Below are 15,713 nucleotides of genomic sequence, written 5' to 3'. Positions count from 1 at the left end.
GTCTCACCGTGGCTGCTATCTTGCAGACGATGACACGCAGCAAACACAGCAATACTTCCGTGCCCGAGGTGGCCGCCATTACCTTTCCCGTGGTGGCCATCGGCGCTTCCGCCGGCGGACTCGATCCCATCGTCGCTTTCCTGGCGAACGTGCCGCAGGAAAGCGGCATCGCCTATGTGGTAATCCAGCATCTCGACCCCACGCAAAAGGCCATGCTGCCGGAACTGCTGCAGCGGGCCACCAGCATTCCCGTCACGGAAATCACGCACCAGGCGGAATTGCGGCCGAACCATATCTATGTGATACCGTCGAATGCGGACCTGGGCCTGGCCAAGGGACGTTTCGTGCTCAGCGAGCCCGTGCAGCTGCGCGGGCACCGCCTGCCCATCAATGCCTTTTTCGAGAATCTGGCAAGCGAGCTGGGCGAACTGGCCGTGGGCGTGATCTTTTCCGGCATGGGCAGCGACGGCACGCGCGGCTTGCAGGCGATCAAGCAGGCGGGCGGCCTGACCCTGGCCCAGCATCCTGACACGGCCAAGTTCGACATGATGCCGCAGAGCGCCATTGCGGCCGAGGTGGTGGACCTGGTCGATTTCCCCGACAAGATGCCGGACAAGATCATCAGTTATCTGTTCCGCAGCAGCTTCCTCAGCTTGCCGGGGAGGGAGCCGAATGGACGTAATTCCTTGCAGGAAATTGTTGCCTTGCTGTCCGAGCACACAGGCAATAGTTTTACCGATTATAAGATCAACACGGTGCTGCGCCGCATCGAGCGGCGCATGAGCTTGTACCAGATGACGTCGATGGAGGAGTACGTTCCCTACCTGCGCGCCAATCCGGCCGAAATCGACTTGCTGTTCAAGGAATTGCTGATCGGCGTGACCAGCTTTTTCCGCGACCAGAAGGTGTGGGAATACCTGAAGATGGTGGTCTTGCCGAAAATGCTGGCGGCCCACCCGGACGGGCGCGCCTTCAAGGCCTGGGTGCCCGCCTGCTCCACGGGCGAGGAAGCGTACTCGCTGGCCATGGTCTTCCATGAAGTGGTGGCCAGCATCAACCCGCCGTCGAAATACAGCCTGCAGATTTTCGCCACCGACCTGTCGGCCGACGCCATCGACCGTGCGCGCCAGGGGCGATTTCCACACAGCATCAGCAGCGACGTGTCGGCCGAGCGCCTGGAGCGGTTCTTTTTGCGCGACAAGAACGACTTCCACGTAAAGAAAGAGATCCGCAACACGATCATCTTTGCCCAGCAAAACATCATTTCGGACCCGCCGTTCACCAAGCTCGATATTTTGTGCTGCCGCAATCTCTTGATTTACCTCAATGCCAAGCTGCAGCAGCGCCTGATCCCCCTGTTTCATTATGCCTTGAACCGCGATGGCATCTTGCTGCTGGGCAGCGCCGATACGCCCGGTCATTTTTCCGACCTGTTTTTGCCATTGACGACATCGACCCGGCTGTACCGCCGGCTTGACAATATGGCGCGCCAGCGCCTGCCCACGTATTTTCCCACCAAGGTATCGTTGGCATCCCCCCCTACACCTAGCGACACGAGAGAAGTCAGCATGACTGGAAAGATTCAATCCCATGTCGAGCAATTATTGCTCCAGAAATATTCACCAGCCGCCGCGCTGCTGAACCAGGATGGGGACATCCTGTATATCAATGGCCGCACGGGGGCCTTCCTGGAGCCGGCCGCCGGCAAGGCCAACTGGAATATCCATGCGATGGCGCGCGAAGGCTTGCGCTATGAACTGGCCGGCCTGATCAAGCAGGCGCTGCAGAGCGAAAGCGTGGTGCGCCTGAAGGGCCTGGTCGTCAAGGACCACCTGGGACAGTCGCTGGGCGTGGACCTGAGCGCCGAGGCGCTGAGCCAGCCCGAATCCTTGCGCGGCATGGTCTTCGTCACGTTTTCCAGCGTGCCGCTGGTGGCCGAGCCGCGCCGCAGCCGCTCGCCCAATCCCAAGGTGCTGGAGCTGGAACAGCAGCTGGCGCAGGCGCGCAACGAAATCCAGGCCGTGCGCGACGAGATGCAAACCTCGCGCGAAGAGCTCAAGTCGGCCAATGAGGAATTGCAATCGACCAATGAAGAGCTGCAATCGACGAACGAGGAACTGACCACCTCGAAGGAGGAGATGCAGTCGCTGAACGAAGAGTTGTATACGGTCAATGCCGAGCTGCAATCGAAGGTCGATGATCTGTCGCTGGTCAATAGCGACATGAAAAACCTGCTCAACAGTACTGATATCGCCACCATTTTCCTCGACAGCGACCTGCGCATCCGCCGCTTTACGGCGCCGGCCACGCAAATCTACAAGCTGATCCAGACGGACCTGCGCCGCCCGCTCAGCGACATTGTCAACGACCTCGATTATCCGGGGCTGGAGCCGGATGCCCTGGAAGTGATCCGCAGCCTCGTGTTTTGCGAGCGGCAGGTGCCGACCAAGAATGGCCGCTGGTACAACGTGCGCATCATGCCGTACCGCACCATTGAAAACGTGATCGATGGCGTGGTGGTGACCTTCATCAACATCACGGAATCGAAGCTGCTGGAAGCCCAGCTGCGCCAGATCCAGTCCGGTGTCGCGGCCGATGGGAAGGCGGGAGAGAGCGCGTCATGAGCGAACCATTCGACAGCGGCAACTTGCCGGCCCGCCTGAGGGAGCAGGCAGAGCAACTGGCGGCGGAGCAGCGACAGCTTGCGCCACTGTCGCTGTCGAATGAAGAAGTGATGCGGCAGATGCACGAGCTGCAGGTGAGCCAGATCGAGCTGGAAATGCAGAATGCGGCCCTGGCCGAGCTGGAGCAGCTGAAGAATGAATTTGAAAGCAGCCGCGACCGTTATGCGCAGCTGTATGAACAGGCGCCCGTCAGCTATTTTTCGCTGGCGCGCGAAGGCGTCATCACGCGCGTCAACGTGGCGGCCTGCGGCTTGTTGGAACGCGACAAGAACCAGCTGCTGGGACGGCGTTTCGAGCAATTCATCGCGCCCCAGGCGCAGGCCGGCTTCCGCCGCTTCCTCGATGCCGTATTTACCAGCGGCGCGCGGCAAGTGCTCGAAGCGCAATTGTTCGAAGGCGAAGCGGGCGGCGTGGGCGGCATGGTGCGCATCGAAGCCAATTTCGATGCTGCCGGCACCACGGCGCGCATGCTGGTGACGGACCTGGGCGACGAGCATGCGCGCGAATCGGCCTTGCGGCGCGCCTTCGTCATCCTCGACAGCATACGCGAGGGCGTGCTGGTGACGGACAGCGGCAACCGCATCATTTCCGTCAACCCCGCTTTCACCACCATCACCGGCTACCAGGCGGAGGAAGCCATCGGGCGCGATCCGTCCTTCCTCGGCGGCGGTACGCATTTGCCGCAGTTCTATGAAGCCATGTGGCGCAGCCTGCACCAGGATGGCAGCTGGTATGGCGAGCTGGTGAACCGGCGCAAGAATGGCGAACGCTTCGTCGAATCGCTGTCGATCACGCCCATGCGCAGCCAGGACGGCGCCATCAGCCACTTTGTCGGCGTGTTTTCCGATATCACCGAACGCAAGCTGGCCGAGGCGGACTTGCGTGAACTGCACCGCGAGCTGGACCAGCGGGTCGTCGACCGCACGGCTGAATTACTGCGCGCCAACCAGCATCTGCAGCTGGAGGTGCACCAGCGCGAGCGGGCGCAGGAAGCCCTGCGCGATGCGGAACGCTTCTTTCATGCCACCATCGATTCGCTGACGGACCGGGTGCTGGTGCTGGACCGGGCGGGCAGCGTGGTGCATGCGAACCAGGCTTGCCTGGCCTTCGTCGGGCAAACGCCGCAGCCGCTGCAGTACCTGGATTTCTGCGATACGGACGTGCGCTGGCAGCGCAGCTCGGGACGCGAGCTGGCCGCCGGCATCCGCTCCGTCATTGCCGGCCAGGCCGACACGTTTGCGCTCGAGTATGAATTTGCCACGCGCGCGGGGCCGCGCTGGTCGCAGGCCAGGGTCAGCCGTTTTCTCGGCGAAGGGCCGCTGCGGGTGGTGGTGGCGCATACGGATATTACCGAGCGCAAGCTGATGGATGGCGCCTTGCGCCAGTCGCATGCGCAGCTGCGCCAGCTGGCCTTGCACCTGGAAACGGCCAAGGAAGATGAGCGCAAGCGCATCTCGCGCGATATCCACGATGAACTTGGGCAAAACCTGTTGGCTTTGCGTATTGATATTTCCATGCTCAGCGCGCGCACGGAAGGCTCCCACCCGCGTTTGCATCGCCGGGTCGGCGCCGTACTCAGCAATGTCGACACCACCATCAAGAGCGTGCGCGGCATCATGAACGAGCTGCGCCCGATGGCGCTGGACCTGGGCTTGCAGGCCGCCATCGAATGGCAGGTGGGCGACTTCCGCAAGCGCAGCGGCGTCGCTTGCCGCCTGCTGATACGCGACGAGGCGCTGTTTGCCGCCATCGGCAGCCAGGTCGAGATCGTGCTGTTCCGTATCGTGCAGGAGGCGCTCAGCAACGTCATGCGCCACGCCCAGGCCAGCCAGGTCGAGATCGAGCTCAGCTCGGATGCCTGCGCCGTGTACCTGGCCATCAGCGACAACGGCATCGGCATCACGCCGCAGCAGCAGCGCAAGAAACAGTGTTTTGGCCTGATGGGCATCGCCGAGCGGGTGACGGCGCTGGGCGGGCACTTCGAGGTGGGCATGCCGGCGTCGGGCGCCGGCTGCCGCCTGTCCCTGCAAATTCCGCTGCCCGGGGCGGGGCGGCCGGCCGCCTGATACAGAAATTGCAATAGGTTAATTTTTGGCGACCCGGGCGGCCTGGACAGGCTATACTTTCGCCTGCTTTTTATGGAGGGGCATATCTTGTTCAAGACAATCGTACTACCAGTCGCCTTGATGGGCGCGTTCGCTGGCGCACACGCCGACGAAGGGCAGTGGCAACCGCATCAGCTGCCACAGCTGAAAGCCGAACTCAAACGGGTCGGCATCGAAATTCCGGCGGAAAAACTGGCCGACCTGAGCAAGCACCCGATGAGCGCCATCGTGTCGCTGGGCGGCTGCTCGGCCGCCTTCGTCTCCGATGCGGGCCTGGTGGTGACGAACCACCACTGCGCGTATGGCGCCGTGCAGCGCAATTCCACGCCGGAACACAATTACATCACCAACGGCTTCCTGGCCAAGACGCGCGCCGCAGAGCTGCCGGGCGGTCCGAACAGCCTCGTGTATGTGACGGACAAGGTGGAAAACGTCAGCGACCGCGTGCTGAAGGGCTTGACGGCCGACATGAGCGGCCGCGCGCGCCACGAAGCCGTGGAAAAGCGCATCAAGGACCTGATCGCCGAATGCGAAACGGACAGGATGTACCGCTGCTCCGTGCCCGCCTTCCACCGCGGCCTCGAGTACTACCGCATCCGCCAGATGATGATACGCGACGTGCGCCTCGTGTACGCGCCATCGGACAAGATCGGCAACTTCGGCGGCGACATCGACAACTACGAATGGCCGCGCCACACGGGCGATTATTCGTTCCTGCGCGCCTACGTGGGCAAGGACGGCCGTCCGGCCGACCCGTCGCCCGACAACGTGCCGTACAAATCGAAGGATTTCCTGGTGGTCTCGGCCGAAGGCTTGAAGGCCGGCGACGGCATCTTGCTGGCGGGCTACCCCGGCCGCACCAGCCGCTACAAGCTGCCGGCGGAAATCCGCTTCGCGCGCGATACGGCCTTCCCGTTGAAAGTAGCCGAACTGCAAGCCGACCTGGCCGTGATGGCCGACTCGACGAATGGCGATGCGGCCGCGGCCGTGCGCTATGCGAGCGTGGTGAAAAGCATCAATAACGTGCTGAAGAAAACCCAGGGCTTGCTCGACGGTTTCGCCCGCAAGGACATCGCCGCCATCAAGGACGTGCAGGACGCCGAGTTCCGCGCCTGGTATGCCAAGCAGCCGAACGTGTCGCCGACCCTGCTGGCCGAACTGGACGCGGCGATCGCCAGCGACATGGCCCTCAGCGAAGAAGAGTTCGCCTGGACGGTGGCCACCAACAGCGACTTGCTGAAAAGCGCGCGCACCATCTACCGCCTGTCGCAGGAGCGCCAGAAAGCGGACGCCGAGCGCGAATCGGGCTTCCAGCAGCGCGACCTGGCCTTCATCAAGGCCCGCCTGGCCCGCCTGGAACAGTCGTATGTCAACAAGGTCGACCAGGCGCGTTTCGAGGCCGGTCTGAAGCGCTACGCGCAACTGGCGGCGAAGAGCCATCCGCAAGGCCTGGACGCGCTGCTGCCGGCCCCGAGCACCGTGGCGGCCCTGTACCAGCAGACGCAGCTGGCCGACACGGCCAAGCGCCTGGCCTGGCTGGAAAAGGACCAGGCCGCTGTTGCCCAGTCCGACGATGCCTTCATGCAACTGGCCGTCAAACTGCAGCCCGTGGAACTGGCGCTGGAAGAGCGCCGCAAGGAAATCGACGGCAACCTGGAACGCGTGATTCCGCAATACATGCAAGCCGTGATTGCCTGGAAGAAATCGCAAGGCAAGCCCGTCTATCCTGACGCCAACTCGACCTTGCGCGTCACGTACGGCACGGTATCGCCGTACTCGCCGCGCGACGGGCTGACCAAGGGGCCGTTCACGACCGTGGAAGGCATCGTCGAGAAAGTCACGGGCAAGGCCCCGTTCGAAGCGCCGCAAGGCTTGATCGACGCCGTCAAGGAAAAACGCTACGGCCAGTTCCGCGACCCGGCCCTGGGCACGGTGCCCGTCAACTTCCTCACCAGCGCCGACACCACGGGCGGCAATTCCGGCTCGGCCGTGATGAACAAGCGTGGCGAACTGATCGGCCTGAACTTCGATTCGACGTATGAGTCGATCACCAAGGACTGGTACTTCGACACGGCCATCACGCGCGCCATCCACCTCGACATCCGCTACATGCTGTGGGTGATGAAGGAAGTGGACCACGCGGACAACCTGCTGCAGGAAATGACCATCAAGTATCCGAAGCCAGTGAAAGCTGCCAAGAAGTAAGTATCAGCTTCAACTTCAGCTTGCGCCAGCGCAAAGCCGCATCCGCCGCAGGGCCGATGCGGCTTTTTTTATGCCGGGGCACCGCCCGCACCGCACATGTAGCCACCCGACTTTTCGGAGGCGCCACGTATAATTTCTTTCCCTATCCACCGCTATTCTTTCCCGACAGGTCCGCCATGCCCCCGACTCCCGCTTCACCACTTGATTGGCAGACATTTGAAACGGCCCACGACGTCGAAGCAACCTGGTTCAGGCTGGCCAGCGCGTCGCTGGCTTTGCTGGGTGCGTCCGCTTTCAAGGACCAGGCATTTTCCGCCTTTGCCTTCAACGCCGTCTCGTTTCCATCCATTTCGCTGAGCTTTGACACCGATCCCGGCAACCGCGAGCGCGGTGATTACCCTCCCGACTGGTCGAACGAGTGCATGGAAGTCGACGTGCCGGAAATCGGGCAATTATGGGAGGAGGGCCATGCAGGGATAGAAGACGCGCTGGCCGAACTGATCGATGCCGCCGATGACGCGCTGCTTGAAGCCATCGAGGCGGGCTATCTGCACAGCCTCAGGAAAACGATGGTGCGGCTGGAAGCATCCCATGCTTTCGGCCAGATCAAGACCTGCCCGCGTTTCTGGACCGTGGTCACGCAAGTGGATGCCGATACGCACGACGAGGAACGGCTGCTCGAGCAGGTGCGCCTGGCGCCAGTGTCGGGCCAGGCGTGACGACGGCGGGCGCGGCGTGTCGCCCGCCGCGCACGGCCATGCTTGCTAGGCGGCGCCGGCGATCTGCGCCCGCGGCGTGGCCGCGCTCCGTGCGTTGAGTATCCGCCACAGGCGCGCCGGCAGTGCCCTGATCGGCCGCTCCAGGACGGGAATGTCGATCCAGCAGGCGTACAGCAGATGGCCGTTCACGCGCATCGGCGGCCCGGCGCGTTCCGTCGCAAAGCCGCCTTGCCGCAGCAGCCGCTCGATGCCGACGGGGGAGACGGAAATGATACGGCGCGCGCCCAGGGTCGCTGCCGTGGCGATGGCCTTGCGCAGCAGGCGAAAAGTATCTTCCAGCGTATTGCGGTTGTCGTGCAGATCCATCGACGTGAAGCGGGAAAGTTCCCAGATATCGTGATGGCGTGGCGGCGCCTGGCCGGCCATCAGTTGGGGAAATATTTCGCCCAGTAAATATTGACGGTCGGTGGGCAGGAGACGGGCGCAGCCGTTGATGCGGCCCTCCTCATCCCTTGCGATGACGTAGTACGTATCGTCATGATCGAACTGGTCCGTTTCCCTGCCCTCCCTGGATGGCAGGTCCCATCCCAGGGTCTCCACGAAAACCTTGTAGCGATAGCGCTCCAGTTCGGACTTCAGGGTATTGCAAAGCGCATCGGATTTGGCTGAAAGGAATTTCATAATTATCTGCGGCAGTGACGGGATGGCTATTACAGTGTAATTGTGGCCGCTGCAAAACTGTAAGGAACCACAGGTGGGGGGCGATTTATGTTGCTGGCGGTGCGTTTTGGTGAGAATTTGAAGCAGACTTTGCTATACCATACGCCGACTTGTCGACATGTCATTTTTTTATCATGCGCGAGGTACCCTGCGGCAAATTCCATCCCCTAACAAAGGACTTCTATGTTCGCTTACAACGCCCCAAAAACGCGTATCCCGGCAGCAGAATGGAAACAAGGTGTGATCGAAAGCCTGGCTGCCACCCACACGCCGGATGACATATTCGGGGTGCTGGCGGGGATAGCCGGCGATCTGGGGTTTGAGTATTGCGCCTATGGCCTGCAAGGCCGCCTGCCGATGTCCAATCCCAAGGTATTTACCGTTAATAATTATCCAATTTCCTGGCAGCGCCGCTATTCCGAGCAGGCGTATATGCGTTCCGACCCGACCGTCAGCCGCGCCAACCGCTCCTTGCTGCCCATCCTGTGGGATGACAAAATGCTGGAAGAAAATCCCGAATTCTGGGAAGACGCCCATGCCCATGGCCTGCGCTACGGCTGGGCCCAGTCGTCATGCGACATGAGCGGCCAGGTCGGCCTGCTGAGTTTTTCCCGCTCCAGCAAGCCCCTGACGGAGCGGGAAATTGACGTCCTGTCCTTTCGGGTGTCCTGGCTGGCGAATGTCGTGCATGAGCATTTTGCCGACGCCATTGCCGTGCCGGCCAAGGATGCGCCCAAAGTCCAGCTGACCGAACGCGAGGCGGAAGTGCTGCGCTGGTGCGCGGACGGCAAGACCTCGGCCGACATCAGCGAGATCCTGAACATTACGGAACGCACCGTCACCTTTCACATCAGCAATTCCCTGCAAAAGCTCGATACGGTCAACAAGACAGCCGCCGTCATCAAGGCGATGGCCTTACGCCTGCTGTAAGCGGGCGGCCTCCGGCGGCGCGGCAAAGATCAGCGCGGCATTGGTGCCGCCAAAGCCGAAGGAATTCGACAGCACGTGGCGGACCGGCCGGGCGTATGCCTTGCCGGCCACCAGGTCGATGCCCTCGCATTCGGCGGCGCGGTTCTCCAGGTTGAGGGTCGGCGGCACGATCTGGTCGCGCAAGGCCAGCACCGACAGGATGGCTTCCACGCTGCCGGAGGCGCCAAGCAGGTGGCCCATGGCCGACTTGGTCGAGGAGACGGAGACGCCGCCGTGCAGGTGGGCGCCGAAGACGTGCCGCAAGGCGGCGATTTCTGCCAGATCGCCGGCCGGGGTCGATGTCGCGTGCGCATTGATGTAGTCGATGGCCTCGGGCGCCAGGCGGGCGCGCCGCAGCGCCGCCTGCATGGCCCGTGCCGCGCCATTGCCGTCTTCCGGCGGCGCCACTGCATGGTAGGCGTCGCCCGACATGCCGTAGCCGATCACTTCGGCGTACATCCTGGCGCCGCGCGCGCGCGCATGCTCGTACTCCTCCAGCACCATGACGCCGCTGCCTTCGCCCATCACGAAGCCGTCGCGGGCGCGGTCCCACGGCCGCGAGGCCCGTTCCGGCGCATCGTTGAACGCCGTGGACAGCGCGCGGGCGGCGCAAAAGCCCGCCACGCCCAGCTCGCAGATGGTGCCTTCGGTGCCGCCGGCCACCATGACGTCGGCGTCGTCGAGCGCGATCATGCGCGCGGCGTCGCCTATGGCGTGCGCGCCCGATGCGCAGGCGGTGACGGTGGCGTGCGCGGGCCCGCGCAGATGGTGCTGAATGGCGATGTGTCCCGCCGCCAGATTGATCAGGTTGGACGGGATGAAGAACGGCGACAGGCGCCGCTGGCTGCCATTTTCCAGCGCCCTGGCCGCTGCCTCGATGCCGGGCAGGCCGCCGATGCCGGAACCGATCATCACGCCGCTGCGTTCCTGTTCCGCCAGTGCGGCCGGCGCCCAGCCGGCATCGCGCAGCGCTTCGGTGGCGGCGGCGATGGCGTAGACGATGAAGGGGTCCATTTTCTTCAGTTCCTTGCGCTCGACCCAGTCTTCCGGGCGAAAGCCGCCTTCCTCGCCCGCCGCCGGCAATTGCCCGGCGATGCGCGCCGGCAGGTGCGCGGCCGGGAAACGCTCCAGCAAGCCGATGCCGCTGTGGCCGGCCAGCAGCCGCTGCCAGGTGCGCTCGGCGCCAACGGCCAGCGGGGTCAGCATGCCGATGCCGGTGACGACCACGCGGCGCAGGCCGAGCGGGTGGGGCAGAGCGTAGTGGGACGAAGACATCGCAGTCCTTTCAGCAAGGTAAACAAAGCCGAAATGTATCAGCAATCGCCCGCCGTATACCCCTGTAGGAAATGACAGGTCGGGCGCGCCTCATTTGGCGCCGCCAGGCAGCAGCTGGCGCTGGCGCGCGACGAGCATGCACGCCACCCCGGCGAGCAAGACCAGCGCGGCCACCACGATAGGCAGCAGGGTCGACAGGGGCTGCAGGGCCGCCGTGATCAGCGGCGCCACGCCCCAGGCCAGCGCATTGATCGCCGAGATCAAGCCCATCAGCTGTCCCTGGCGCTCCGTCAGCGTGCGGTTGGAGGCGATGCTGAGCAGGCAGACATAGGTCGTGGCGACGGCAATCGCCAGCGGGCCGGTCAGCAGCCACAGCACGGCCGGCGCATTGCCCAGGGCCGCCGCGGCGACCAGCGGCGGCTGGATGGACAGGCTGAGGAGCAGGATGCGCTCCAGCGCGAAGCGGCGCGTGGCCCAGGGCACGATGAACAGCATGGCAACGGCAAAGCAGGTGGAGTAGTACGCCAGCAGCTGGGCTTCCTGCCAGGCGTCAAAGCGGTAATGCAGCAGCGCGAACGCGGCCATGTAGTTGAAATACATGTAATAGCCGAGCAGGAAGATGGCCAGCAGCAGCAGGGGCTGGCGCAGCTCGGGACGGCACAGCATGTGCCACAGATTGCGCCACGGGTTGGCGTTGTCGTCCGATAGCGTGCGGGTATCCGCGTAGCACAGCAGGACCAGGACGGCGCTGGCCAGCGGCAGCAGCGCCGCCCACAGATAGGGGAGCCAGAGCGCCGCGCCCTGCTGGTGCATGATGCCGCCCAGCAGCGGGCCGGCTACGAAACCGATGCCGTTGGCGGCCGTCACCAGCGCGAGGTTGGCGGCCTTGCTGTCTGCCGTGCTGAGGTCGATGATGGCCGCCTGCGCCACCGGCAGGCTGGCGGCCGTGATGCCGGCCAGCGCCCGCCCGCAGCAGATCAGCACCAGGCTGTCCTGCCAGACGCCGAAGGCGGTCAGCGCCATGCCGCCGGCGTTGCCAAGCAAGCACAGCAGCAAGACCGGTTTGCGGCCCTTGCGGTCCGACAAGGCGCCCAGCCAGGGCGAGCCCAGGCACATCATCAGCGGATAGATGGCCAGCATCAGGCCGTAGACGGCCGAGCGGAAGGCTGGCCCCTGGCTGCTGTCGAACAGCGGCGACGCATCGCCCAGCAGCAGCGGGGTCAGGGTCGGGTAGACGATGCCGATGCCGGCGGCGTCGGCGAAAATGGTACTGAACAGGGCGAGGTAAACCAGTCTGGATTTCATCTTGGACTCATCAAAATTGGCCGGGATGCGGCTGCGCCCCGGCCGGAAAAACATTAATCGGAAGCCTGGGCCAGGCGGCGCAGGCTGCTGACGGCAAAGTCGTGCAGCGTGGCCGCGTCGCGTACCTCGTCCAGTTCCAGTTGCCCCAGTTCGCGCAGGAACTCCGCATTGGCCACCTGCCGCGGCGGCGTCTGTGCGGGCTGGGGCTGGCCGAGGTCGGCGTACAGCGGCAGCAGGCGGAAGAAGGGATCGCGTTCCGCCGTCTCCTGCCTGCTGCGTTCGACCCAGCGTGCCGCGGGCGTGGCCTGCAGCGCGGGCCGGAGCGCCGCGGCGAGGGCGTCGAACGCCAGCGGTCCGAGGCTCAGGTTGCGCACGCCCGAGGCCGTGCCCAGCTTGCTGCGCCTCGCCACGTAGCGCGCTACCAGCGCCGTCGGCAGCAGCGTGACGGGCATCGGCACGTCCGGGTAGGCATCCATCTGCAGGCACTTGACGGCCAGGGCAACAAAATGGTTTTGCGTGTACAGGCGGCTGTCGCTGTCGTCGAACATCAGCGGCAGGCGGTAGACGGTGGCCGGATAGCCCATGGCGATGGCCTGCGTCACCTGCAGCTCGGCCGCCAGCTTGGACTGTTCGTAGCCGGAAGCGATGGCTTCCAGGCTGGATGCGGGCAGCGGCGCCTCCGGCAAGTCGGCCAGTTCGGTGAACTGGGTCGACATGTGGTGCACGTGGGCGGCGCCGGCCTGCGCCGCGAACAGCAGCACATGGCGGGTGGCGACCACGTTGCCGTCGCGCATGGACGCATAGTCGGCAGCGTGATTGACGTGCGCCGCCGCGTGGATCACCTGGCCGACGCTGGCGCAGCATGCGGCATAGTCGGCGACTGACATGCCCAGCGAGGGCTGCGTCAGGTCGGCCTGGAGCACGCTCAGCCGCAGTGGCGGCAGGTCCGCATGGAACAGCTGCCGGTAGCGCGCCGCCAGGCGCGCCATGCCGTCGTCCCCGCGCAGCGGCAGGACGATGCGGGCCGCACTTTCGCTCAGCAGCGCGTGCAGCAGGTGCATGCCCAGGTGGCCGCTGGCGCCCGTCAGCATCACGGCCTTGCCCTGCGTGCCGCCGGCAGGGAAGGGCGGCAGCTCGCTCATGCGCGCCAGGTCGGCCTGGTAGGCGCGACCGGGAGACGCCGTGTCGTCGGCGGCATCGGCCGCCAGCAGGCCGTTGATGGTGGGATTGCTCACGAAGCGGCCGAAATGGATGCGCAGTCCCAGCGAGCGCTCCGCGGCCAGCACCATGCGCGTCAGCACCAGCGAATCGCCGCCCAGCTGGAAAAAGTTCTCGTCGACGTCCACCACTGGCACTTGCAGCAATTCCTGCCACAGCGCGCAGAGGCGCTGCTGCAACGGCGTCAGCGCCGCGGCGGCGGCAGGCAGGCGCTGCTCGCGCTGCTGTGCCAGCCGCTGCGCCAGCAGGGTGCTGAGCGCCGCGCGGTCGACCTTGCCGCTGCTGTTGAGCGGGAAGGCGTCGAGTTGGAACAGCTGCGATGGCAGCATGTATTCGGGCAGGCGCTGGCGCAACTGCTGCAGGAGCGCGGCATCGGCCGGCGTGCGCGCGATCACGGCCGCCATGATCTGGCGCGTCGTGGCGCCGGGCTGGCCCACTTCCATCACCAGCGCGCACGCATGCTGCACGCCGGCCTGCGCCAGCAGCGCGTGCTCGATCTCGCCCAGCTCGATCAGCTGGCCGCGCAGCTTGATGCGGAAATCGTTGCGGCCGATGTAGTCCAGTTCGCCATCGGCCGTCCATCTGACGATGTCGCCCGTGCGGTAGACACGCCGCTGCGGCGTTTGCAGCGGATTGCCGTAGAACGGATCGGGCTGGCGCACCGTGCCGATGTAGCCGCGCGCGACGCCGCTGTCGCCCAGGTACAGTTCGCCCGCCACGCCCACGGGCACGGGGCGTCCCAGCTTGTCCAGTACCCAGCAGCTGACACCGGGACAGGGTTTGCCGATCAGCGCGCCGCTGCCGTGCGGCAGGGCGCGGCAGGCGTGGAAGGTGGCGTAGATGGTGGCTTCGGTCGGCCCGTACAGGTTGTGCAGCACCGTTGCCGTGCCCGATGCCAGCCATTGCTGCACGACGGGCCGCATCAGCGCCTCGCCGACGGAAATGACGTGGCGCAGGCGAGGGCAGGTGGTCAGCTCGCTCACCAGCAGGTTGAGCAGCGAGGGTACCGTGCTCATCATGGTAACGCCGTGCGCCCTGCAGGCGGCCACGTGCGCGCTGCCGGCGGGACCCTCCGGCAGCAGCACCACGGTGCCGCCGCAGATCAGCGGCAAACAGTATTCGGGTACGGAAATGTCAAACGTCAGCACCGTGCCCTGCAGGAATTTGTCGCCGGGACCGAAGCCGAAATACTCGGCCATCCACGCCAGGCGCTCGCTCAGGCCCGCATGCTCGACCAGCACGCCCTTGGGCATGCCGGTACTGCCGGAGGTGTACAGCACATACGCCAGATGGCCGCTGCCGTCGGCATACGGGCTGTTCGGTTCGAGCCGCCGGGCCGGCGGCACGACGACGGCTTGCCGCACGCGCACCTCGAGCGACTGCCCGAGGGCGATTTCCAGCACGCCCAGTTCCGCCTGCGCCCGCAGCAGCGCCTGCATTTCCTCGGCGGGGCGTTCGCTGCTGGTCAGCACCAGCGCGCAGCGCGCCGTCTGCAGCATGTACAGCGAGCGCTGCGGCGGATGCTGCAGGTCCAGCGCGACATAGGCGGCGCCGCATTGCCACAGCGCGAGTATGGCGATCACCGATTCCGGACAGGCGGCGCGCGGCATCATCAGGCCGACCGTGTGTTCCTTGCCGATGCCCAGCGCCGCCAGCTGCGTGGCCAGCTGCTGCACGTGGTGGCGCAGCTGCGCATAGCTGAGGCCATGTTCGCCCCATGCCAGCGCCGGCGCCGTGGGATGGCGCTCGGCCTGCAGCAGGAATTGCTCGTGCACGGGCAGCGTTCTCACGCCGACCGGCATGGCGGCGGCAAGCGGCGCCGTGCCCGGGCCCTGGCCGCCCAGCAGGCAGCGCTGTTCGGCCGCCGACAGCATGGACAGCTGCGCCACGGCCTCGTCGCCGCCGGCCGCCAGCTGCGCCAGCAGCGCGGCATAGTGCGCCGCCATGCGCGCCATGGCGGGCTGGCTGAAGGCGCTGCAGCGGAACTTGAGCAGCATGTCCCAGCGGCCCTGGTACTGCGTGATCCACAGGCTCAGGTCGAACTGCGCCAGCTGCTGCGGAATCGTCAGCGGCGTCAGCGTCGCCGCGCCGGCTTCCAGGTGCATTTCCGCGGCATCGAAGAAATTGAAATAGCTTTGCAGCGGATCGTGGCCCTGCACGGCCGCCTTCAGCCGTTCGTCGCGCATCAGCTGGGCCAGCGGGATGTCCTGGAACTCCAGCAGTTCGAACAGGGCGGCCGAGACGCCGCGTTCCAGCGCCGTGCCGCTGACGCCTTCGTCGATGTCGACGACCAGCGGCAGCACGTTGACGAAGTGGCCCACCGTGTGGCGCCAGCGCTGCTGGGTGCGGCCATTGAACGCCACCCCGGTCAGCACCCGCTGCTGGCCGCTGTAGCGCGCCAGCAGCAACAGCCAGGCCGCCAGGCATACGCTGGCGCGGCGGCTGGCCGGCAGCGCGCGCAGCCGCTGCATGGCTGCCGGCGACAGCGGTATCGCCACGCTGTCGCCCGCGGC

General features: G+C 65.2%; 9 protein-coding genes. 5 read left to right on the top strand and 4 right to left on the bottom strand.

The features are described 5' to 3' along the window. The first annotated feature begins 29 nt into the window (after nucleotides 1-29). The 4 genes from GCN74_RS12820 (at nucleotide 30) to GCN74_RS12805 (ending at nucleotide 7,713) form a co-directional block, all read left to right on the top strand. A complete protein-coding gene (locus GCN74_RS12820; RefSeq protein WP_152257048.1) occupies nucleotides 30-2,624 on the top strand; it encodes a chemotaxis protein CheB in 2,595 nt (864 codons plus the stop codon). After that, complete coding sequence (locus GCN74_RS12815; RefSeq protein WP_226939019.1) at nucleotides 2,621-4,750, top strand: PAS domain S-box protein; 2,130 nt, start codon at nucleotides 2,621-2,623, stop codon at nucleotides 4,748-4,750. Before GCN74_RS12820 ends, GCN74_RS12815 begins: the two co-directional genes overlap by 4 nt. An 87-nt stretch (nucleotides 4,751-4,837) precedes the next feature. Next, complete coding sequence (locus GCN74_RS12810; RefSeq protein WP_413541540.1) at nucleotides 4,838-6,994, top strand: S46 family peptidase; 2,157 nt, start codon at nucleotides 4,838-4,840, stop codon at nucleotides 6,992-6,994. A gap of 176 nt (nucleotides 6,995-7,170) precedes the next feature. Continuing rightward, nucleotides 7,171-7,713: a hypothetical protein gene (locus tag GCN74_RS12805; RefSeq protein WP_152257046.1), complete on the top strand. Its 543-nt coding sequence runs from the start codon at nucleotides 7,171-7,173 to the stop codon at nucleotides 7,711-7,713. Nucleotides 7,714-7,758: 45 nt separating this feature from the next. On the opposite strand, the gene GCN74_RS12800 is transcribed toward GCN74_RS12805, so the two are convergent. Beyond that, nucleotides 7,759-8,394, bottom strand: coding sequence for an acyl-homoserine-lactone synthase (locus tag GCN74_RS12800; protein WP_152257045.1), 636 nt, complete (start codon nucleotides 8,392-8,394; stop codon nucleotides 7,759-7,761). Between the two features lie 279 nt (nucleotides 8,395-8,673). Between GCN74_RS12800 and GCN74_RS12795 the strand changes: the two genes are divergently transcribed. Continuing rightward, complete coding sequence (locus tag GCN74_RS12795; RefSeq protein ID WP_193317064.1) at nucleotides 8,674-9,363, top strand: LuxR family transcriptional regulator; 690 nt, start codon at nucleotides 8,674-8,676, stop codon at nucleotides 9,361-9,363. Here GCN74_RS12795 and fabF read toward each other — a convergent pair. The 3 genes from fabF to GCN74_RS12780 form a co-directional block, all read right to left on the bottom strand. Then, nucleotides 9,349-10,677: a beta-ketoacyl-ACP synthase II gene (gene fabF / locus GCN74_RS12790; protein ID WP_152257043.1), complete on the bottom strand. Its 1,329-nt coding sequence runs from the start codon at nucleotides 10,675-10,677 to the stop codon at nucleotides 9,349-9,351. The genes GCN74_RS12795 and fabF overlap by 15 nt on opposite strands. 90 nt (nucleotides 10,678-10,767) lie before the next feature. Further along, nucleotides 10,768-11,982 carry an MFS transporter gene (locus tag GCN74_RS12785; RefSeq protein WP_193317063.1) on the bottom strand — a complete coding sequence of 405 codons (1,215 nt, stop codon included), beginning with the start codon at nucleotides 11,980-11,982 and terminating at the stop codon, nucleotides 10,768-10,770. A 53-nt stretch (nucleotides 11,983-12,035) separates the two neighbouring features. Beyond that, the coding region (locus GCN74_RS12780; protein ID WP_152257041.1) for a non-ribosomal peptide synthetase at nucleotides 12,036-15,713 on the bottom strand (3,678 nt) is incomplete at its 5' end.

Origin of the sequence: Janthinobacterium sp. FT14W (assembly GCF_009208755.1) — a bacterium.
Taxonomy (GTDB): Bacteria; Pseudomonadota; Gammaproteobacteria; order Burkholderiales; family Burkholderiaceae_D; genus Janthinobacterium; species Janthinobacterium violaceinigrum.
Note: the sequence above shows the minus strand (reverse complement) of the source record. Positions and strands in the feature narration are given on the sequence as shown.